At 40.1% G+C, this 22,920-nt stretch carries 16 protein-coding genes and 1 pseudogene; all 17 read left to right on the forward strand.

Features of this window, described 5'->3' with window-relative positions; all coding sequences use genetic code 11:
• The first annotated feature begins 111 nt into the window (after positions 1 to 111).
• Positions 112 to 1,461 (forward strand): cytochrome P450, encoded by a 1,350-nt coding sequence (locus RMY63_RS31125; RefSeq protein ID WP_322732388.1) that lies wholly within the window; start codon positions 112 to 114, stop codon positions 1,459 to 1,461.
• A gap of 83 nt (positions 1,462 to 1,544) precedes the next feature.
• Positions 1,545 to 2,300, forward strand: coding sequence for an SDR family oxidoreductase (locus RMY63_RS31130; protein WP_322732402.1), 756 nt, complete (start codon positions 1,545 to 1,547; stop codon positions 2,298 to 2,300).
• Positions 2,301 to 2,336: 36 nt separating this feature from the next.
• Positions 2,337 to 2,768 (forward strand): lipocalin-like domain-containing protein, encoded by a 432-nt coding sequence (locus RMY63_RS31135; RefSeq protein WP_322732389.1) that lies wholly within the window; start codon positions 2,337 to 2,339, stop codon positions 2,766 to 2,768.
• A gap of 75 nt (positions 2,769 to 2,843) precedes the next feature.
• Positions 2,844 to 3,968 (forward strand): sulfotransferase, encoded by a 1,125-nt coding sequence (locus RMY63_RS31140; RefSeq protein WP_322732390.1) that lies wholly within the window; start codon positions 2,844 to 2,846, stop codon positions 3,966 to 3,968.
• Between the two features lie 252 nt (positions 3,969 to 4,220).
• Positions 4,221 to 5,003 carry an alpha/beta hydrolase gene (locus RMY63_RS31145; protein ID WP_322732391.1) on the forward strand — a complete coding sequence of 261 codons (783 nt, stop codon included), beginning with the start codon at positions 4,221 to 4,223 and terminating at the stop codon, positions 5,001 to 5,003.
• A 181-nt stretch (positions 5,004 to 5,184) separates the two neighbouring features.
• Positions 5,185 to 6,312: a sulfotransferase gene (locus tag RMY63_RS31150; RefSeq protein WP_322732392.1), complete on the forward strand. Its 1,128-nt coding sequence runs from the start codon at positions 5,185 to 5,187 to the stop codon at positions 6,310 to 6,312.
• Positions 6,309 to 6,911: an adenylyl-sulfate kinase gene (cysC, locus tag RMY63_RS31155; RefSeq protein WP_322732403.1), complete on the forward strand. Its 603-nt coding sequence runs from the start codon at positions 6,309 to 6,311 to the stop codon at positions 6,909 to 6,911. The genes RMY63_RS31150 and cysC overlap by 4 nt, the downstream gene beginning before the upstream one ends.
• 40 nt (positions 6,912 to 6,951) lie before the next feature.
• Complete coding sequence (locus RMY63_RS31160) at positions 6,952 to 7,194, forward strand: hypothetical protein (protein ID WP_322732393.1); 243 nt, start codon at positions 6,952 to 6,954, stop codon at positions 7,192 to 7,194.
• On the forward strand, positions 7,166 to 8,176 hold the full coding sequence (locus tag RMY63_RS31165) for a thioesterase domain-containing protein (RefSeq protein ID WP_322732394.1): 1,011 nt from the start codon (positions 7,166 to 7,168) through the stop codon (positions 8,174 to 8,176). The genes RMY63_RS31160 and RMY63_RS31165 overlap by 29 nt, the downstream gene beginning before the upstream one ends.
• A 7-nt stretch (positions 8,177 to 8,183) precedes the next feature.
• Positions 8,184 to 12,383, forward strand: a complete 4,200-nt coding sequence (locus tag RMY63_RS31170; protein WP_322732395.1) for an amino acid adenylation domain-containing protein — start codon at positions 8,184 to 8,186, stop codon at positions 12,381 to 12,383.
• 178 nt (positions 12,384 to 12,561) lie between these two features.
• On the forward strand, positions 12,562 to 14,682 hold the full coding sequence (locus RMY63_RS31175; protein WP_322732396.1) for an AMP-binding protein: 2,121 nt from the start codon (positions 12,562 to 12,564) through the stop codon (positions 14,680 to 14,682).
• Between the two features lie 50 nt (positions 14,683 to 14,732).
• A complete protein-coding gene (locus tag RMY63_RS31180; RefSeq protein WP_322732397.1) occupies positions 14,733 to 16,028 on the forward strand; it encodes a cytochrome P450 in 1,296 nt (431 codons plus the stop codon).
• A 69-nt stretch (positions 16,029 to 16,097) separates the two neighbouring features.
• A pseudogene (locus RMY63_RS31185) lies at positions 16,098 to 16,286 on the forward strand (IS701 family transposase); the annotation flags it as partial.
• Between the two features lie 492 nt (positions 16,287 to 16,778).
• Complete coding sequence (locus RMY63_RS31190) at positions 16,779 to 17,999, forward strand: HlyD family secretion protein (protein WP_322732398.1); 1,221 nt, start codon at positions 16,779 to 16,781, stop codon at positions 17,997 to 17,999.
• A 101-nt stretch (positions 18,000 to 18,100) separates the two neighbouring features.
• A complete protein-coding gene (locus tag RMY63_RS31195) occupies positions 18,101 to 20,080 on the forward strand; it encodes an ATP-binding cassette domain-containing protein (protein ID WP_322732399.1) in 1,980 nt (659 codons plus the stop codon).
• Positions 20,081 to 20,108: 28 nt separating this feature from the next.
• Positions 20,109 to 21,212: an ABC transporter permease gene (locus tag RMY63_RS31200; protein WP_322732400.1), complete on the forward strand. Its 1,104-nt coding sequence runs from the start codon at positions 20,109 to 20,111 to the stop codon at positions 21,210 to 21,212.
• Positions 21,213 to 21,263: 51 nt separating this feature from the next.
• Positions 21,264 to 22,487: an ABC transporter permease gene (locus tag RMY63_RS31205; RefSeq protein WP_322732401.1), complete on the forward strand. Its 1,224-nt coding sequence runs from the start codon at positions 21,264 to 21,266 to the stop codon at positions 22,485 to 22,487.
• Positions 22,488 to 22,920: the final 433 nt, after the last annotated feature.

The raw sequence follows: 22,920 nt of genomic DNA on the forward strand, positions 1-22,920 counted from the left end.
GCGTCTCAACTTCAGCCTCCAACTCGATGCTCAACTACTAGTACATCCAATCTTGGCTGTCTCAACCAATCACCTGAATCCTTACTTAATACTAGAAAAGGAGATAAATAAATGATATTACTTCAAGGTCCGAAAACTCCAGGTCCTATACAGATGCTTCAGTGGATTTTTGACCCTTTAGGTTACACAGAAGCTGCTAGTCAACGCTATGGTGATATTTTTCTCGGAAAAGTCGGTTGGGATTATAGTCCCCATGTGTTTGTCAGCAATCCAAAAGCAATTGAACAGATTTTTACCAGTGAATCAAAACAGTTTTACCCTTTAACAGAATCATTCAAAAAATTTAGCAAGCCGATACTAGGAGAACACTCAATATCAGTTTTAGAGGGTGTTAACCACAGACGTCAGCGCCAATTATTGATGCCTTACTTTCATGGAGAACAAATTAAAAAATATGGAATAAAAATCTGTTATATTACTGAAAAAATCATGAGTCGGTTAGATCATGATAAACCTTTTTTAGTGCATGAACTCATGAAAAATATCAGTTTAGAAGCAATTTTAGAAGTTGTATTTGGTTTGGGTAAAGGAGAACGTTACCAGCTTCTCAAAAAGCTACTACTTTCATGGTTAAATTATTTAGTTTCTCCAGTTCATGCTAGCTTATTATTTTTTTCTTTCCTTCAAAAAGATTTAGGCTCTTGGAGTCCATGGGGACGTTTTATTCGCCTCAAAAAACAACTTGATGAAGTTCTGTATAGTGAAATTCAAGAACGGCGAAAACAAGTTGATTCTGAACATAATGACATTTTGACATTGTTGCTATCTAGTCGAGATGAAAAAGGTGAGGGGATGACAGATGAAGAGTTGCACGATACTTTATTAACACTATTAATTGCTGGATATGAAACAACCTCAGGGTCACTGGCTTGGGCTTTATACTGGATTCACCATATGCCAAACGTTTATAATAAACTGCTAAAAGAACTTGATTCTCTTGGTAACTCTCCAGATGTACTTTCCCTTTCTCAACTTCCTTATCTCACTGCTATTAGTCAGGAAACTCTACGAATTTATCCAATTGCGCCGCTAAATCTTCCACACGTAGTCATAAAGCCTGCCAAACTAATGGACTATGAGTTAAAACCTGGTACAAAAGTGGTTATTGATATCTACCAAACTCACCACCGTGAAGATTTATATCCAAATCCCAAGCAGTTTAGACCAGAACGTTTCCTAGAAAAACAATTTTCGAGCTATGAGTATTTGCCTTTTGGAGGAGGCAGTCGTCGCTGTATCGGCGCAGCGTTAAGCCTATTTGAAATGAAGCTTGTATTAGCAACTATTCTGTTGCGCTATCAATTAAAGCTACTTGATAAAAAACCTGTGCAACCACGACGTCAAATATCTTTTATAGTGCCTGCTGGTGGTGTAAAAATGGCGGTATTGGGGCAACATTAGTACTAAGAGCAACCAAGCAGTAGATTGAGCGTTAATTGTTTTTGCAGGCAATTTACTCAAAATTTAATCCTGACAATTTTATGATGAAAGAATTTGAAAATAAAGTGGCGCTAGTGACAGGTGGCAATTCTGGCATTGGTCAAGCGACTGCCTTGGCTTTTGCTCGCAAGGGAGCATATGTGGTTATTGCCAGTCGTCGGGTTGAAGAAGGGGAACAAACGGTGCAACTTATCAAAGATGCTGGCAGTGAAGCTATCTTTGTTAAAACTGATGTGACTAAGGCGGCTGATGTTGAAAACTTAATCAGTAAAACAGTTAAAGCTTATGGTCGTTTAGATTATGCCTTCAATAACGCTGGAGTTGAGGGAATAATCGGTCCGAGCATAGAGCAAACTGAGGACAACTGGAATAACATCATCGATACTAATCTTAAGGGAATTTGGCTGTCGATGAAGTATGAAATTCCTCCAATGCTTAAGCAGGGTGGGGGAGCAATCGTTAACAATGCTTCTGTCGGGGGAGTGATCGGCATCATGTACGGTTCTATTTACTGTGCTAGCAAACATGGTGTAATTGGATTGACAAAAGCTGTTGCTTTAGAACAAGCTCAAACTGGTATCAGGATTAACGCTGTCTGTTCAGGTGCGATCGAAACACCAATGGCTAAACGTGCTTATAATACTGAGGAATTCCACGCACACATGCTAGCAAAACATCCTATTGGACGTTTTGGTCAACCAGAAGAAGTGGCTAATGCCGTAGTCTGGCTATGTTCAGATGGGGCAAGCTTTATCACTGGTCACCCTCTGCTCATTGATGGAGGTTTTGCAGCTCAGTAACTTTGACATTCTCTGTTTGTAAACCAAGGAGAGACAATGATACAGAACCAATTTGTAGGAACTTGGCGATTGGTATCTTATGAACTCAGGGGTACTGATGGTCAGCTTTCCTACCCATATGGACCAGATACGGTTGGGTATCTCATGTACTTACCAGACGGATATATGTCTGTGGTGATCATGTCTGCTAATCGCCCTAAGTTTGCTGCTTCTGATATTATGTCCGGTAACATAGAGGAGAGAGCTACTGCTGCTAAAACTTATATCTCGTATTGTGGTAAATATGAAATCTTAGGAAACAAAGTTATTCATCACATTGAAGCTAGCTTGTTTCCCAACTGGATTGGCATAGACCAAGACCGCTTCTTTGAATTGACAGCCGAAAACTTGTCATTGAGTACAACGCCAATTTTGGTGAATGGTCAGCAGCAAACTGCTCATCTGATTTGGGAGCGCGTTTCATATTAAGTTCGGTTCTACAGCATTCAATAAAAGTGCTACTGTACATCTACTAATGCACATTCACGACAGGTTAAAATACAGATGAATTTGAAACAACAAATAGGATTGTTAATTTCTCATCCACTCGCTATGGGCTCCTTTACCAACTGGTTAAACTTGCTTATTCATAACGGTGGGGTTGATAAAAAATATATACCAAAAGCGCTTTATATATCGCTAATAAGCTGCTTAGGAATTCCTTTGAGAATAATAGAAAGAGTTAAGTACAACAAAAAAGTTGAAAATTTAGAAATTCAATACCAACCAATTTTTATACTTGGGCATTGGAGAAGCGGTACTACTTATCTTCACCATTTGATAAGTCAAGACCCAAATTTAGGATATGTATCAACAGGTCAAGCGTCTGCCCCAGAGATGTTTTTAGCTCATAAAAAAGTATTGAATTTTATTTCCAACAACTTTCGTCCAAAAACCAGATTAATGGATAATGTAGAATCTTCTAATATTCTTCCTGAAGAGGAAGAGTATGCAGTAGGAAATATTTCTCCTTATTCTTTTATTCATGGTGTAGTCTTTTCAAAAAACATAAGTAAATATTTCCAAGATATTGTTTTGTTTCACCAAGTTTCTGAAGAAAGCAAGTTGCAATGGAAGAATTATTATATAAATGTTTTAAAGAAAGCAACTTTACATATGGATAGCAAAAGACTCGTTCTCAAAAATCCTCCTAATACAGCAAGAGTTAAACTCCTCTTAGAAATGTTTCCTACAGCCAAATTTATTCATATTTATAGAAATCCATATATAGTCTATGCCTCAACAAAGCATTTATCTCAAAATCTTTTACCAGCATTTGCATTACAGGAAATCAGTGAACAAGAATTGGATGAAAATATCTTAAATTTTTATCAACAGTTAATGCACAAGTTTTTTGCTGAACAAAGCCTCATTCCCAAAGAAAACTTAATAGAAATTAAGTATGAGGATTTTGTGTGTGATGAACTGGCACAACTTCGGAAAATATATGAACACCTAAATTTACCAAATTTTGAAAAAGCAAAAGGGAATTTTAAAAAATATATTGATGCTCATTCAAACTATGAAACAAATAAGTACTTATTTGATGAAGAGACAATAGCAAAGGTATATGATGCGTGGAAATTTACTATTGATAAATGGCAATACAGCCCTCCTCAGTCATCTTGATGAAGAGTGAGGCAAAAAGTAGTAAGTAGGTGAGCAAGAAAAAATATAACTATCTAACGAAATGTAAGGCCTCTGTAATTGGCTTATAGTTGAGCTTTAGCGCTCTTAATATCAAAAAAACTGTTTTGGGTTTATTTCCGCCCAGCTACTAACTAAGTTGTAGTGTTTAGAGCGCCAGTCTACTAATATACATTCACTATTGCATAATCTTGAAACAAATTAAATTTAACAAAACAAAAAAGGTCTGATAAAATGTCAATAAATAAAACATTGGTTTTTCAAAATAAGCGTAATCAAAACCTTGTGGGTGTTTTAGAGCATGATCAAGTCAATGAACCTAGACCTTGTTTAATTGTATGTCATGGCTTTGGAGGTACAAAGGATGGTTTAAATAAGCGTTTTGTGAAATTTGCTCACTATGCTGTGAAACATAATTTCTCAGTATTTCGATTTGATTTTGCAGGCTCAGGTGATAGTGATGGTGATTTCGGAGACCAGACTTTAGATACACAATTAGAAGATTTAGAAGCTGCAATTGATTTCGTTGCCACAATAGATGGCATTGATCCAAATACGATTGGACTAGTTGGACATTGCTTAGGTGCAACGACTGTTATCAGAGAAAGTGCGAGAAATGCAAAGATATATAAAACCGTGGCATGGGCACCAGTTATTGATTTATCGGGCACTACTCGGCGATTGATTGGAAAAAATTCATTTTTTCTTTTAGACACTGGTCATGAATTAGAAATTATCCCCTATAGAGAACTTATAAAACAGGCACCTAAATTTACCAAGGGATTTTTTGAACCTGATATGCTTAAAGAAATTGAGCAAGTCAATCAGCCTTTATTAATCATTCATGGAACTAAAGATGCGGCAATTCCATTACAAGAAGTCGAGCAATTGGTAGAGCAAGTAAAAATGACTTCTAAGAAACCAATAAAACTACAGATAATAGAAGGAGGACAACATTCTTTTCCATTTCATCAACAAGAAACTTTTGAGCTAACAATCGAATGGTTTATTAATTAATTTAGTTCGATTTGTTACTAAAATCTGTAATTGAAAAGCAATAAAAAGTTTGATTTTTGCTAAATTTATAAAAACAGTTTTTAATTGGGAGTGTGGTTAATATTAATTTCGGTTTTACAGCTTTTAATAAAAGTGTTACGGCTCATCTACTAATACACATTTGTGAGAGGTTAATATCCAGATGAATTTGAAACAAGAAATAGGATTTATCATTAGACATCCACTCACTGGATGCTCTTTTAGAAATTGGATAAAGCTACTTGTTGATAACGGTGGTGTTAATAAAAAATATATATTAAAAGTACTTTACATATCACTAGCTAGTTGTTTAGGCATTCCTCTAAGAATAATAGAAAGAGTTAAGTTTGATGAAAATTTAGAAAAATTAAAAATTGAAGAATCACCGATTTTTATACTTGGACATTGGAGAACAGGTACTACTTATATTCAAAATTTGATAAGTCAAGATCCAAGTTTAGGATATATATCGACAAGTCTTGCATCGGCTCCCGAAATGTTTTTGGCTAATCAAAAACTCTGGAATTTTATTTTAAACAATTCTCTTCCAAAAGTTAGACCGATGGATAATGTAGAACTTTCTAGTCTTCTTCCTCAAGAGGAAGAGTATGCAATAGGAAATATTTCTCCATACTCTTTTTATCATAGCTGGTGTTTTCAAAAGAACATGAGCAAATATTTTCATAATTTTGTTTTGTTTGATAAAGTTTCTGAAGAAACAAAGTTGCAATGGAAAAATTGTTATATAAAAATTCTCAAAAAAGCAACTTTACATATGGATAAAAAAAGGCTAATTATCAAAAATCCTGCTAATACAGCAAGAGTTAAACTCCTTTTAGAAATGTTTCCTACAGCAAAGTTTATTCATATATACAGAAATCCATATATAGTCTACACATCAACAAAGCATCTTTATGAAAAACTTTTACCTTCGTTTGCATTACAAGAAATTCCTGAAAAAGAAATTAATGAAAATATCTTAAAATTTTATCAACAGTTAATGCACAAGTACTTTACCGACAAAAGCCTCATTCCTAAAGAAAATTTGATAGAAATTAAGTATGAAGATTTTGTTGGTCATGAATTGGTTCAACTTCAAAAAATATATCAACACCTAAATTTACCGAATTTTGAAAACGCTGAAGAAAATTTTCAAAAATACATTGATGCTCATTCAAACTATGAAACAAATAAGTATTTATTTGATGAAGAGACAATAACAAAGGTATATGATGCATGGAAATTTACTATTGATAAATGGCAATATAGCCCTCCTCAGTCGTCTTTATAAAGACTAATGGAAAAAGAGTACTAAATAGTGGATATAAAATGAGGCAACAACAACAGGGTGTAACAATATGGTTAACTGGTCTTAGTGGAGCAGGCAAAACCACGATCTGTCAATTTGTAGAAGAAAAACTACAAACACAGGGATATAAAGTTGAAGTCCTAGACGGTGACGTAATGCGTCAGAACCTCTGCAATCAACTAGGTTTTAGCAAAGAGGATAGGGAAGAAAATATTCGGCGTATTGGCTTTGTGGCTCACCTTCTTACCAAAAATGATGTGATCGTCTTAGTTTCAGTGATCTCACCGTACCGCCATATTCGCCAACAAATGCGGCAGCTTATTGAAAATTTTATCGAAGTGTATGTCAATGCACCATTAGAAGTTTGCGAACGGCGAGACGTCAAAGGGTTATATAAAAAAGCCAGAACAGGGGAAATTAAGTGCTTCACTGGTATTGATGACCCTTACGAAGTCCCACTTCACCCTGATGTCGAATGTACAACTGAAAGAGAAAGCGTTGCACAAAGCGCAACTAAAGTTTTAAATAAGCTGGAGGAGTTGGATTATATCGACAGAGTAAAGGCACATTTTCTTTTTTAGAAGATGGTTGACAAACACGGGTCAGATGGGGAAACAGCCGATGTTCAATTCAGAAGTTTATAAACGCATGAATAAAGTGGCGCTGGAGTTCATGAATTACTTCAAGAGCGTGATTGCACAACGACAAAAAAGACTGCAAAATGTTGCACTTTGTGCAAATAAGGTTTTGCAAAAACTGGAAGAGTTAGATTATATCAATCTATCTTTTTGGATGTCCGTCCAACTTAGTTCTTTTAACAAGCAGAAGGTCGCAATTGGTTTTAATACTCAATCAAACAGTTGAAGATATGCATCTGTTGATTAATAAAACCGTTGAAAATTTAGTAAATATTCCCTACTTCTCACCAGGTTTCCAAGCTATGTCTCCTATATTTAGCATTAAAACTACTGGTTCCAAGCCTCCTTTGTTCTGCGTCCACCAGATGGCCGGAGATGTTATGGGATACTTTTATTTAGCGCGTCGTCTGAGTCCGGAGCAACCGATTTACGGTCTGCAAGCCCCTGGACTTGATGGGCAGCAAGAGCCTTATACCAAAATCCCAGACTTAGCAGCTCACCATATTGAAGCACTGTCAGTTTTCCAACAGTCAGGTCCATATTTTTTGGGTGGACAATCCTTCGGCGGATTTGTCGCTTTTGAAATGGCCAGGCAGCTACAACAGCAAGGACATGAGGTAGCCTTGCTTGCTATTATGGATACATCAGCATTAATTCTTGGGCGAATCTCTAAAGTACTCAATAATGCGGAAATGTTGGTTATGCGAGCTAAGGCAATAGAATACTTCTTTGGAAAAAAACTGTCGGTTTCCTACGAAGAACTCCAGCAGCAAGAACCGGAGGAGCAGTTAAACTATTTTGTGGAGAAATTGAAGAAAGTTAATGTCACCATTCCAGATCTTGAACCGCAGATAATTCGCCGGAAACTGCAATTGATGAAAGCCCATCACCAAGCCTTAATGAGTTATGTGCCACAGGTCTATTTAGGTAAAATTACCTTCTTCCGAGCTTCTGATCTGGTAAATGACTTTGGTGTTTCTTCTCAGGACTTTCTTGATCGCACTTTGGGTTGGGGTGAGTTGACTACTGAACCAATAGAAATCCATGAGGTACCGGGTAACCATGTCACGATAATGAACGAACCCCACGTTCGGATTTTGGCAAATAAGCTGACAAGCTGCCTCAATGATAGTGTTGCAAAACCCTGCAAGAATCAGTTATCCGTTGCAGGCAGCACTGACCCTGATTGTCTACTCAAATTCGACTAAAGTAGAAATGAACAAGGAATTCCAAGCTCCAGATAATGTATCAAAATTTCATTCCCTCTCTTATGGTCAGCAAGGGATATGGTTTCTTTACCAGACAGCACCAGAAAGCATTGCTTACAACATATTTGTTGCAACAAAGTTGTGCTTCGAGTTAGATTTAGAAGCTTGGCACTGGGCATGGCAAAAGATTATAGAACGTCATCCAATCCTACGGACTGCATATATAACGATTGATAGTCAACCTTTTCAAGTAGTACACCCATCTCCGGAAGTTGAAACTCAAGTAATAGATGCTTCCGGTTGGCGTGAAGATTACCTGAAAACACAAATTTTAGCAGAAGCTAGTCGTCCTTTTGACTTGGAAAGGGGTTCAGTACTACGAGTACGTTTATTCACACGTTCAAAGCAGGAGCATATTCAGTTGATTACTATCCACCAAATTGCTGGTGATATGTGGTCTTTTGACATCTTACACAATGAACTTCGGTGTTTGTATACTACCAAGACAGGTCTTGGATCTCAAACTTCTGTAGAGCTTGGTAAGCGCTCTGTGATTTCAGACTCCGTAACTAACGATATTCTCGCATTTTCTGGTGTACAATACACAGACTATGCGCTCTGGCAGAGCGAAATGTTAGCCAGTGCTAAAAAAGAGAAACTTTGGAACTACTGGCAAAAACAACTGGCAGGCGAGTTGCCTATTTTAAATCTGCCTACAGATAGACAGCGACCTCCACTACAAAGTTATGATGGCTCCGTTCATAGTATCGAGCTAGAACAAGTTTTAATCCTAAAGCTCAAAGCTTTGGAAAAATCTGAAGGCACCAGCCTTTATACAATTTTGCTTGCTGCTTTCTTCACACAACTTTATCGATATACAGGTCAAGAAGATATTCTAGTTGGAAGCTTGATGGCAGGTCGGTCGGGACGGAAGGAATTTAAAGAAATAGTTGGCTATTTCACCGATCCTGTTGTCTTGCGGGCAAAATTGTCTGGAAATCTTGCATTTGATAAATTTCTTGCTCAAATAAAACAGACAGTTTTTGGAGCGCTTAGACATCAAGATTATCCGTTTTCCTTATTAGTAGAAAAGCTCCAACTCGAACGAGATCCGAGCCGACATCCTTTATTACAAACTACTTTTGTGTGGCAAAGGCATCGCTGGATTGAACCTAAATTCAAGTTAAACTCCGAACAGGAAGAGCAACCTCAAAAAGTTAAGGCAGTTTCAGACTTTGTAATGGAACGATACTTGATTAGTCAACAAGGAGCAATGCTCGATCTGAATGTAGCAGTTGAGGAATTTGGTGATTCTATCTATGTGAATTGGAGATATAACACTGATCTGTTCGATGCTGCTACCATTACTCGTATGGCAGGGCATTTTCAAACTTTGTTAGAGGGTATTGTTACTAATCCACAGCAGCAGCTATCTAATTTACCACTGCTGAGAGAAGCCGAACTGCATCAATTGCTAATCGAGTGGAATGATACAACAGCGGTTTATCCGCACGAACTATGCATTCATCATCTGTTTGAGCAACAAGTAGAGCGGACACCCAATGCTGTAGCTGTAGTATTTCAAGACCAGCAGCTTACCTATGGCGAGTTAAATTGTAAAGCCGAACGGTTAGCACAACATCTACGTTCTCTAGGTGTGAGACCAGAGACACTTGTTGGAATATGTGTAGAGCGTTCTATGGATATGGCCATAGGAATCTTGAGTATTTTGAAAGCGGGTGGGGCTTATGTCCCCCTAGATCCAGTATATCCCCGCGACCGCCTACACTTTATGCTAAGAGACTCTAACACTAGTTTAGTTGTGACACAAAAAAAGCTGGAGAATCTTGTAAAATCCTTCGGAGGCAAACGATTAGTATTACTAGATAGTGATGAGTTTAGTATTGAGAAAGTTGTTGATGGCAACAACAACCATATTTCTGTCGATGAACCTACACCGAAAAATTTAGCTTACGTTATCTATACATCAGGAACGACCGGTCTTCCAAAAGGAGTAGCAGTAGAACACCAAAGTTTAGTTAACATGGTGTCCTTCCGACTTAACAAGCTATTGAACAAGGATGATGTAGCTGTTGCGCCATTATCAGTCTCCATTTCTTTTGATGCTAGCGTTAGCCAGCTTTTTGTTCCACTTGCGGCTGGTGGTAAAGTGATTATAGTGGAAGATTTGCCTGCTTTACAAGCTCTTATGCAGGTAGACAAGATAACTTTTCTCAGTGCAACGCCTTCGTCTTTGGAGACGTTTTTTTTAAATAATGTTAAATTTCCTAGTTCTATCCAGGCAATTGGCGTTGGTGCAGAAACAGTCAATAAAGGATTAATACAGAAGTTAAAAAACTTATCACATATTAAAAAGATAATAAATGTTTATGGGCCTACTGAGGCAGCAGTTCATTGCGGCGCTGCTGTATTATTCGATCGTCTTAAAGAAGAGGAAAGAAATAATACAGATAATTACAATACTGTAGCTAAACTACAGGTAGAACAACGAATAACTATTGGAAAACCGATCCAAAACGTCCAGATATATATTTTGGACTCTTATCTACAGCCCGTGCCTATTGGTGTGCCAGGTGAACTGCACATCGGCGGGGTTGGTCTGGCACGAGGATACCTTAACGCAATAGAGTTAACAGCCGAAAAATTTATTGCCAATCCTTTTAGCCCTCAACAGGAAGCACGGCTGTACAAGACAGGAGATAAGGCACGTTACTTAAGCGACGGCAACATCGAATTTCTCGGTCGGATTGACCAGCAGGTGAAAATTCGTGGCTTCCGTATTGAATTAGAAGAAATCGAAGCCAATCTCAAGCAACACCCAGCAGTACAGCAAACTGTAGTCATTGCTCGTGAAGATGCTACAGGCCATGAAATTTTAGTGGCTTACATTGTTCCGTCTCCAGAAAGCATACCAAAAACCACCGAGATGCGACAATACTTGAAACAAAAGCTGCCTCAATATATGATACCAAATGCTTTTGTGATATTAGATACTCTACCCCTTACAACCAATGGCAAAATAGATCGTCGTACTTTGCCCGCTCCTAACCAAACTGAATCTGAGCTACAAAATGCTCACGTCTTAGCCCGTAATACTTTAGAGCAAGAACTTGTAAATATCTGGGAAAAGCTTCTAAATATTAGTCCCATTGGCATTACAGATAATTTTTTTGAGCTTGGAGGTCACTCCCTTCTAGGAGTACACCTAATCGCTCAAATACAACAGCGCTTTGGACAAAAACTCTCCCTGAGAACTATCTTCCAAGCGTCAACAATCGAGCAATTAGCTTTAATTTTACGTCAGCAAACCAATCTGGAGGGCTGGTCTCCATTGGTTAAAATTCAACCAAACGGTTCTAAGCAACCTTTCTTCTGCCTACCTGGAATCTTTGGCTCTCCCCTTTATCTTAATCAATTAGCATACCATCTGGGGTCTGACCAACCCTTTTATGGTCTGCAATATCAAGAATTAGGTAGAGAATCTCAGCCTTTTAGGACGATAGAAGAAATGGCTGCTTGCTTTCTTGAAGCGATTCAAACTGTCCAACCACACGGTCCTTATCTTTTAGGTGGTCACAGCTTTGGCTCAAAAATAGCATTTGAAATGGCACAACAACTACATAAACAGGGACAGGAGGTCGCTTTACTTGCAGTTTTAGACACACTGCCACCTGTATCTACTATATATCTACGAGATAATAACCTGGACGATGCTAAATTGTTGACAATGTTAGTCAAAGCAATAGAGTACACCTCTGGCAAGAGTCTGCACGTAAAATATGAGGTTCTCCATTCTCTTGAAACCAATGAGCAATTGAACTACATCAAAGAAAAGCTCCAGCTAGTTAACTTTTTACCGACTTGGGGTGGGACAGATTTCCTTCGCAGAACTTTACAAACTTTAAAGGCTAACTTTCAACTTCACTACGCACCAAATAACATTTCTCCTACTCGAATTATTTTATTTCGTGCCAGTGAGGTTGTTCCTGAAGATATTTACAGTATATTTACAATTCCTCCAGAAATTAGGCAGGAATCTACTTATGGTTGGAGCCAGTTTATGAATGAATCAGTAGAAACTTATTTGGTTCCAGGTAATCACATAACTATGGTCGTTAAACCTCATGTACAGACACTAGTTAAGTATCTTAAGGTCTGTCTTGATCGTTACTCAAACAACATTTGAAGCAAAAAGATCGGATTCAGTTTGAGCTTGTCAAAATAAAATAGTTTTCTAGAAAAACGTATTTTATTTGATAATTTCAAATTTTAATTAGCTAACTTATATTGCTTTGATTTTTAGTTTAGTAATACAACCCAAAAACTTGAGTTTGAGCTTATTATTCTAAGGATGAAAAATTCTAATGACTTCCTTACTAAATTCTCATAGTTTAGTTACTTTAGTTGACTTATTGGCTGAAAAATCTCTCCATCAACCAAACCAAATAGCTTTTATTTTCTTAGCCGACGGAGAAAAAGAAGAGGTTAAATTAACATATCAGCAGTTAAATTATAAAGCAAAAGCTATTGCTGCTCACCTATTGAGTATGAAAGCCACTGGAGAAAGGATGCTTCTCCTTTATCAACCCGGACTGGAATTTATTACTGCTTTTTTTGGTTGTTTATATGCAGGAGTTATTGCTGTTCCTGCGTACCCACCACGGCGCAAACAGCATATAACGAAGCTGCAAGCTATTGTAAAAGATGCCCAAACTACTTTTGTCCTAACAACAGCATCCTTGCTTGCTAATATTGAACATAGCTTAAAACAAGAACCAGAACTAGCGGCTTTACATTACATAGCTACCGAAAATCTTGCTAGTAATCCTCTAGTAGAGGATTGGCAGCCTCTAAAAGTAAATAGCGACGCATTGGCATTTCTACAGTACACTTCCGGCTCAACCAGTATGCCGAAAGGCGTAATGATAAGTCACGCCAATCTGCTACACAACCTGGAAATGATTAAAAAGGCATTCCAACAAACAGAGGAAAGTATAGGTGTCAGTTGGCTACCTTTGTTCCATGACATGGGACTGATTGGAAACGTACTACAACCTGTATATTTAGGGGCATCGAGTATTCTCATGTCACCTGTAGCATTTCTCCAAAAACCTTTGCGCTGGTTAAGCGCAATTTCTCGATACAAAGCAACAACTAGCGGCGGATCTAATTTTGCATATGACTTGTGTGTAAATAGGATAACTCCCCAAGAGCGAGAAAATTTGGATTTGAGTAGTTGGAAGCTGGCTTTTAATGGATCTGAACCCATACATGCCGAGACACTAGAGCGGTTTGCAACTGCTTTTGCATTATGTGGTTTTCGTAAAGAGGCATTTTATCCTTGCTACGGTATGGCTGAAGCCACTTTATTCGTTTCTGGAGGTTTAAAAACAAGTCCACCAGTTTTACAAATAGTCCACGCATCTGAACTCGAACAGAATCAGGTAGTACTAACAAAAACAAATAGTAAAAACGACAGATGCCGTGTCCTTGTCAGTTGTGGAAAAACATGGCTTAACCAAAAAGTTATTATCGTCAACCCCAAAACTTTACTGGAGTGTTCACCCAATCAAGTTGGAGAGATTTGGCTTACAGGTGCAAGTGTAGCTCAAGGGTACTGGAACCGACCTGAAGATACAAAATATACTTTTCGAGCTTCCCTAAAGGATACAAGTTCTGATACCTTTCTCCGCACCGGCGATTTAGGCTTCTTTGAAAATGGCGAGTTGTTCATTACTGGGCGACTAAAGGATCTGATTATTATCCGAGGTCGCAATTATTATCCCCAAGATATTGAACTGACAGTTGAGCAAAGTCATGCCGCACTGCGGTCTGGATGTGGAGCAGCATTTGCAGTAGAGGTTAATGAACAAGAACAGTTGGTAGTTGTTAATGAAGTGGAACGGAATTACCTGTATGAACTCGATGTAGATGAAGTGATTCGAGCCATCCGTCAAGCGGTGTCTGAGCAGTACGAGCTACAAGTTCATGCTGTTATACTGCTGAAGACAGCAAGTATCCCGAAAACTTCTAGTGGTAAGATTCAACGTCATCTGTGCCGAATTAATTTTCTAGAGAGGAATCTAGATGTCGTCGGAGAATGGACTGCAAATTCAAAAGCAGATTTGCTAGAACTACAGACGGAAGTAGAAGCTTTGTGGGAACAGATAGAAGATTCGAGATTTCAACTTAAAGAGGAGAAAGAGGTTGAGGCAAAAAAGTTATCCCAAGGCTCAGTTCCCTCACAAGAAACAATCGAAATCTGGCTTGTTGCTAATCTAGCTTTGTACTTAAAAATACCGCAAAGCGAAATAGATAGCAAGCAGTCTTTTGCTGCATACGGTCTCGATTCCTCAGTAGCAGTAACCTTATCCATTCAATTAAGCCAGTGGTTAGAGTATGAAATTGAACCCACAGTTTTCTGGGCATACCCGGATATCAAAACGCTAGCTCAATATTTAGCTCAAGACTTAGCAACAGAATAATAGTTGTCGCGTTAAGTTTTTGAAGTCGATGTTTAGAAGAGGATCTAGAAATGGAGCCAATCGCCAATACAAACCACAAGATTATTAGTTTTTTAAAAACTGATAAATTAGGAGATGCAAGGGTATTTCAATTTAATCCTTTTGACAGCGAGTTCCACGCTGATCCTTATCCCACCTACCACCGCCTCCGCTCCTTTGAACCTGTACACCGAAGCTTCATGGGTATGTGGGTACTTACTCGCTACACCGATGTTAAAGCAGTTTTACGCGATTCTCGCTTTTGTGTAAAAAGTTTATCAACCAGTCTCGAACAGAAAAGCCATCACCTGGAGCAAGGCAATTTTAATGGACTTATACAAGCCTCCAGTAAATGGTTAATGTTTCTAAATCCACCCGACCATACTAAGCTACGAGGGCTGGTTAGCAAAGCCTTTTCTTCTGCAAGCGGTAAACGTCTACGTTTTCAAATCCAGGAAGTCACAGACGAACTTATTAGCAAAATTCAAAAAAAGGGCTTAATGGATATTATTTCCGATTTTGCATGTTTATTACCTGTCAAGGTAATTGCTGTAATATTGGGTGTACCCGTTGAGGATCAGTTCAAGCTACATGGTTGGGCAGCTGAACTGTCTCATATTATAGATGCCTTCAGGTCTTTGGAAGACTATGAACAAATGAATAAAATTGCGCTTTCGTTTGCGGATTACTTACGCACCCTGATTGCAGAACGACAAAAAAGACCGCAAAACGATCTGCTGAGTGCCTTAATTGCAGCTAAAGAACAGGATGCCAAGCTCAGTGAAGAGGAAATTGTATCCGTCTGTATGATGTTGTTTCTGACCGGTGAAGAAAGTACAATCAGCTTTATAGGCAATGCTATGCTGGCTCTGTTGCGTCATCCGGACCAGCTACAAAAGCTTAAACAGGAACCAACGCTTATCCAAAGTGCTGTGGAAGAACTATTGCGGTATGATAGTCCAGTCCAACAAACTATACGAGTAGCAATTGAAAACGTTGATATAGGTGGCAAGACAATTCAGGCAGGTGAGACAGTTTTTGCTTACTTGGGAAGTGCAAATCGCGATCCTGCACAATTTCCTGACCCAGATCGCCTTGATATTACACGACAAAATAATAATCACTTGGCTTTTGCCGATAGTATTCACTATTGTTTGGGTGCAACATTGGCAAGACTTGAAGCAGAAATCGCTATCAATACACTTGTGCAACAGTTGCCTGACTTAAAGCTAACGCAAGAGAAGCTGGAGTGGCAGAAAAACATGAATTTACGTAGTCTAAAGGCTCTCCATGTCACTTTCACACCCCATACTACTAATGGGACTTAAACAAAAAAGAAAAGAAAAACAGAGTATAATGGTTTATCAGCATAGCTTTCACTTCGAAGTAACTCCCAAATGAAAGAGACAACCCCCGTAGCCATGCCACCGTGCTTTGAAAAATGGTGTCAATGGTTCGATGATGTGTTTACTCAGAAAGTTCAAAAAAGAGAGTTTAGACATCCTTCACGGGGGATTATTGGGAGAAAACGAGAGAAAGAATCAAAAAAGATGCCTTCTAACGCTGTAGGGGTGAATTACCATCAATGACATCATTTTTTAACCGAAGCGCCTTGGTCTGGAGCAAAGATTAATGAACATCGCTCATAGGGTCGAGTGATCTGGCACTTCTAACTCAACTTCCATTAGAGTCTCATATCGGACATTTTTTTGATCCCCCGTGAACGGTTACAATTTATTCGCCCTCGGCAGGCAGTTCTTGAGGAATTCCCGTAGAGTTGCAGTTCCCACAGAAAGAACAGCTTTTCATCAACTCTTTACCTCAAGAGCCTCCCCTGCTCTCCCTGCACAGACGATGCTGTACGTCTGTGTATGTTCATTTTCAAAAGCGCTTACAAATATGACTAACAATCTCACAATCAGCGATGCAGAAATCGTAGAATCTATTACCCATACTAAGCAAAAATACTTAATCTTAATTGATCAGCACAAATACCGAGCGACAATAACCCAGTACTAATTTATTGCTCCAATGTCCTCGTACTGCTTGTAAAAATAATACGAATCATTTAGTGAACTGTGAAAGATGAAAAACAACCGATAAAGCAAGAGCCTGAACCCCATAAACCGAAAAGACGCATCCCCAAAGCCGTGCTGATTCTGGGAGCGATCGTACTTTTAGCTGGTGTGGGATACGGAGTCTACCGTGTATTCTCATATCATCCAGAACCAGGTTTGTTCTTAAGCGGTCGTATAGAGGGTCATGAAACTGATGTGTCGGCAAAAATTGGCGGTCGGATTGCCAACGTATCCGTCAGAGAAGGAGATGTCGTTAAGCAAAGTCAACTGTTAGTGAAAATAGACGATGCCGACCAACTTGCTCAAGTGCAAGCATCTCAAGCCAAAGTGCGATCAGCACAGGAAAGTTTAAAGCGTTACAGCCAGCAGTTACCGATCTTAGAAGCCAAACTACAGCAGGCAAATTTGACCACACAGCAAGTCAAACAAGACAGTCAAGGCAAAGTTACCGAGGCTGAAAAATCTCTCGCCGCATTGCGTGCCCAACTCATTAAAGCCCATGCCAATCTCAAGCTGGCACAAGTCAAACAACGACGTTACCGAGAGTTATCTATCCAAGGCGCTGTATCACTTCAGACACGAGACGAGTATGACACCAGCGTCCAAACAGCCCAAGCCAGCGTAGATGCAGCGCATCAGCAGGTACAATCGGCACAGGGGTCACTCATTCAAGCGCAAGCAACCCTCCGTAATTCACCCATCAAAGCAGCAGCAGCATTGCAGATCCAGAAACAAATTGCTCAAGCCCGTACCGACATTTTAATCGCCCAGCAGGATCTCCAAAATGCCCAAGCCACACAAGCACAAAGTCAAGCAAATTTAAATTACCTAACCATTAACAGCCCCCTCACTGGTAACATCATGACCCGTTTCGTAGAACCAGGCGAAGTTGTGGCAGCAGGGGCACCCCTGTTAACAATAGTAAATACCAACGATCTATACCTGCGCGGCTTCATTCCCGAAGGAGATATCGGTAAAGTTAGAGTCGGTGAACCCGGCTTAGTTTACTTAGATGCCTTTCCCAAACAACCCCTTCAGGCAACAGTTACTCGGGTAGACCCCAAAGCCAGCTTCACCCCAGAAAACACCTACTTCAAAAAAGACAGAGTCACCCAAGTATTTGGCGTCGAACTCACCCTAAAAAACAACCAAGGTTTAGCAAAACCAGGAATGCCTGCAGATGGTCGGATTCTTGTACCAGAACAAAGGAGGGGGAGATGAGGCAGTAGGGGCGTTATGTTGTCCAATTCACCTATTTTGCAACTGTGTTCATCCTAACCTACACCCCTCTGCGTCCTTTGCGTCTCTGCGTTTTATTAAATATGACAATAACACTCCAGACAAACACCCAAAAACAACGCACTAACACCCCCATCATCTCCATCCGGGATTTACAACACTCCTACGGCAAACAAAGCAAACAAGCCGTAGCAGGTATAAACTTAGACATCTATCCGGGCGAGATTTTTGGACTGATCGAACCGGATGGGGCAGGCAAAACCACGACATTCCAGATTCTCTCAGGCGTCATGCCGCAAAAAGGTGGCACTGTTGAAATTCTCAATTCTCCCGCCAGAGATGTGCGATTGCAAATGGGCTATCTCACTCAACGTTTCAGTCTTTACGAAGACATGAGTATTTTGGAAAATTTGCGTTACGCCGCAGGTTTGCACGAGGTGAGTGACGTGACTTTTAAAAGCCGTAGCGATCGCTACCTCCAACAACTAGATCTAGCACAGTTCAAAGACCGCTTAACCGGACGGCTTTCAGGAGGAATGAAACAGAAACTCGCTCTGTGCTGCGTACTCATTCACCAACCTAAAATCTTGCTGTTAGATGAACCGACGACAGGTGTTGACCCGGTATCGCGTCGCGATTTTTGGTATATTTTAGCACAACTTGCTGTTAGTGAAGGCATGACGACAGTCGTTGCCACACCTTACCTGGATGAAGCAGAACGCTGTTCACGAATTGCTTTAATGTATGAAGGGAAAATACAGCAGTGCGATACACCTACTCATGTGAAAGCGAGTTTGGGTGTGCAACGGTTAGAAGTTTACCTGCCTGTTGCCCAGCTAGATCGGGCAGCAGAAATTTTAATGAAGAATGTTGATTTGCAGGATACTGTTTCTGATGTGCAACGCTTTGGCGATCGCTTGGATGTGTTAACGAACCAGCCGAAGGAAACCACCCAGAGAATTCAGAGCATCTTAGAACAGCAACAGATGGAAATCGAACATTTTACCACCGATACCCCAACTCTAGAAAACAGCTTTGTTGCGCGGTTGCAGGAACTCAAAGGTGATAATTCTGCTGGTAACTACCCGAGAATTTTCCACTTAGAAAAATCTCCCGGAACAGCAATAGGGGCAGAAAATTTGAATAAAGTTTTCTGTAATTTCCGTGCTGTCAAAGATATTAATTTGAACATTCAATACGGTGAGGTGTTTGGTCTTTTAGGGGCAAACGGTGCCGGAAAAACCACCACGATCAAGATTCTGTGTGGCTTAATACCAGCCAGTTCTGGAAAAGTCAGCCTAGCTGGAGAAACAAGTCAATTGCGTAGTGCCGAAGTGCGTCAGAAACTAGGCTATATGTCGCAAAAATTTACCCTCTACGATGACTTAACAATAGGAGAAAATTTAGAGTTTTACTGCGGTGTTTATCGCATACCCCGTCGTCACCGCCAAGCCAAGAAAAACTGGGTCCTCCAGATGAGTGACTTGGTAGGTCAGGCAGATCGGCTGACGGCTGACTTACCAGGCGGTTGGAAGCAACGAGTCGCTTTTGGTGCAGCAGTGATGCATGAACCAAAAGTTGTGTTTCTCGAAGAACCGACTTCTGGCGTTGACCCCTTAGCAAGACGAGAATTTTGGCGTTGGATTAACCAGTTCGCCAGTGAAGGCATGGCAGTCCTTGTGACAACACATTACTTAGAAGAAGCCGAACAATGTCACCGTTTGGGATTCATGGTCGCAGGAGAACTTGTGGCACAAGGCACCCCACGCCAAGTTAAACAAGAACAACCGGGACAATTGGTGGAATGGGAGTGTGATCGCTTGCAACAAGCCTCAGATGTCCTAAAGCAAAAGCTTGACCGTAGAAGCGTGTCCATCTTCGGTTCTCGCCTGCATACCATCTTAGACAATGCACAGGCTCAAATTCCCCAAGTAGAAAATTGGCTTCAAGAAGTTGGAGTCCAAGTACAAAGGCACCGAGAAATAGAATTTTCCCTCGAAGACGTATTCATCAACGTTCTAGAACAAGCACGCCAACGTGGTTTAGATGTACCGAAAGATTAGCTTTTAGCTTTTAACAACCACCAACTAAATGAAACGCATCTTTGCCCAAACGATTAAAGAACTGACGCAATTAGGAAGAGATAGACTCTCATTACTTATGGCACTGGGGTTGCCATTGATACTGCTATTGTTGTTTGGCTTTGGGGTGTCGTTAAAAGTGAATCAAATTAACTTTGCCATTCAGGATCTAGACGAGACATTTGTCAGCCGGGAGTATGTTGCAACCTTTGAACGCACCACCAAATTTAATATAGTTGCGTATGGACCAAATGTTAATGTCCCTCAACTGCTGGATCGGGGGAAAGTTGCCGCAGGTTTAATTATCCCCTCCAAATTTGCGCGGGACTTTTTAAGGACAAAGCGGGGTGCGTCAGCACAAATTTTAATAGATGGGACTGATTCCAACACTGCCAATATTGTCAGAGGCTATGCAAAAGGAATTACCAACACTTTTGTAGAAAATTCCCAAGGGCGTAACGTTCCTGTAGTCAGTCTTCAGTCACAGTCGTGGTATAACCCCGGTTTAGAAACTTTAAAGTACATCGGTCCTGGGGCTTTAGCGATTACTGTCACCCTATTTCCCACACTGCTTGCAGCTTTGACGACAGCAAAAGAGTACGAACAGGGGACTATCCTGCAAGTTTACGCATCTAGTCTGACAGGCATGGAGTATCTGCTTGGTAAAGCAACGGCATTCTGGCTGGTGGGTATGGCAGAGGTGTTGTTAGTGAATATAGAAGCGTGGTTGGTCTTTGGTCTGTGGTTTGCAGGCGACCCCACACCTATGATCGTCGGTTCGTCTGTCTACATCACTTGTGGTGTTTTTTGGGGTATTTTTATCGGTAGAAATACTCAAATACAAAGTGCGGCAATTCAAGCAGTTTCCTTCACCGCCTTTCTGTCGTCACTACAACTCTCTGGCTATATTTATCCAGTCTCTAATATCCCAATCGCCATCCGTTGGATTTCCTACTTAATTCCAGCCCAACACTATATTCTGATCACTCGCGATGCCTATGCTCGTGGCGTCGGCTGGTTGGGAGTTTGGCTTCCAGTGTTAGCTTTGGCACTGCTAGCAAGCTTATTTTTCTTTTTGGCTTGGCGTAGGTTGCGAAGTATGCAAGTGGGGTGAGAGATCAATGGTATCAGGAGTGGAGAGACATTAGAGTAAAGGAGGAGAAATATGAGAAGAAAAGGGTTTGCAAAGATTATAGATGTGATTTTTGGGAGTCGATTCTGGGCGTTATTCCGAAAAGAGTTCGCTCAGATATTGCATAATCGTCAGTTCCTCATTCGATTGCTGGTACCGTTTACCGTCTTTTTGATATTGTTTGGTTTCGCTTTGAATCCTAAGTTTCAAGACCTGAAACTTGGTATCAGCGACTACAGTCACAGCAGTGCTTCCCGTGAATTTATTGAAATATTCAAGCAAACTAATGCGTTTGTCATTAGCCGTTACTATGGCGATCACCAGGATATGTTTGCTGATTTAGCAAAAGGTTCACTTACTGTTGGCATCACGATTCCGCCAGAATTTGATGATAATATTACTCGCAGACGCTCAGTAGAAGTACAGGCACTGTATGATGCCGTTGATGCCAATACGGCAACTATTGCCTCTAACTATATTAGTCAATTGGTTTCCGACCATAACACACGTCAGTTAAACAACGCACCGCAACTATCTAAATCCTTACGTCAAAGAGTCATTGGTTCTGCCTATGCTACCAACAACTCCCTCACCCAACAATCAACAACTAACAAACAAGTCCAGATTCAGACGACGGTGTTCTACAATCCGGGGCTGGAACCGACTTGGTTCATTGTGTCAGGAGTATTTGGAATTTTACTTACAGTGATTGGTTCCCAAGCTGCCGCATCATTGGTGGTGCGAGAAAAAGAAACGGGGACTATCGAGCAGTTAGTCATGACTCCAGCCTCAGATACAGAGGTTATCCTGGCTAAGGTTTGTCCATTACTGATTATACTTACCGTTGACGTTTTTATTGCTCTTAGTGTAGCAAGGCTGATCTTTGATCTACCATTCCGAGGTAATTTACTATTGCTCATCATGATTGCCATGCTTTACTTCTTGGTGGGAATTAGCATTGGCATCCTAATTGCTTCTTACTCAAAAAGTGAGCAGCAGACACAGTTGACAGCTTTCTTTATCAATCCGCCCTTAGTGCTTTTATCTGGAGCCACCACTCCAATATCCTCTATGCCCACCTTTATGCAATGCTTGACTTATCTCGACCCCTTGCGTTATTTCATTGAGGTCTGTCGCGGGATTTTGCTGAAGGGAGTTGGTCTGGAGACTATATGGCCTCAGGTGCTTATTCTGCTCGTTTTCGCTACAGTACTGATGACCCTTAGTGTTCGTCAGTTCCGCCGTCAGTTCAGCTGAAATCGATTCCATCAACAATGGTTTTGACAAGTCAGTAGACCAAAAAGTTTTGCGATCGCTCTATGATGAATAGTTCTCTAAGTGGATTTTTGTCTGATATTTGTGCTTTGAAATACTAGCGTTGAATGGCTCAGTTGGACTTGCAACATACAGTAGACCGAAAAGTTTGGCGATCGCTCTAGTGTGAATACTTATTTAAGTGAAATTTTGCTAAAAATTTGTGCTTTTAAATATCCGTGTTAAATGGTTCACTTGGAACCAAAATATAAGTAAAGCTAATAAATTAGCCAAGTAGTAAGACTGAATCTCGTACTAGAACATAGTTATAGTGCGATTTTATACCAATTCTATATGAGGGGTGCATAAAACTATAGAATAGGCGCGGATTTCTCACAAAATCTGAAAAAATGGGATCAAAAACTGCGACAATGTA

Source organism: Nostoc sp. ChiQUE01b (genome assembly GCF_034531255.1).
Taxonomy (GTDB): Bacteria; Cyanobacteriota; Cyanobacteriia; order Cyanobacteriales; family Nostocaceae; genus Nostoc.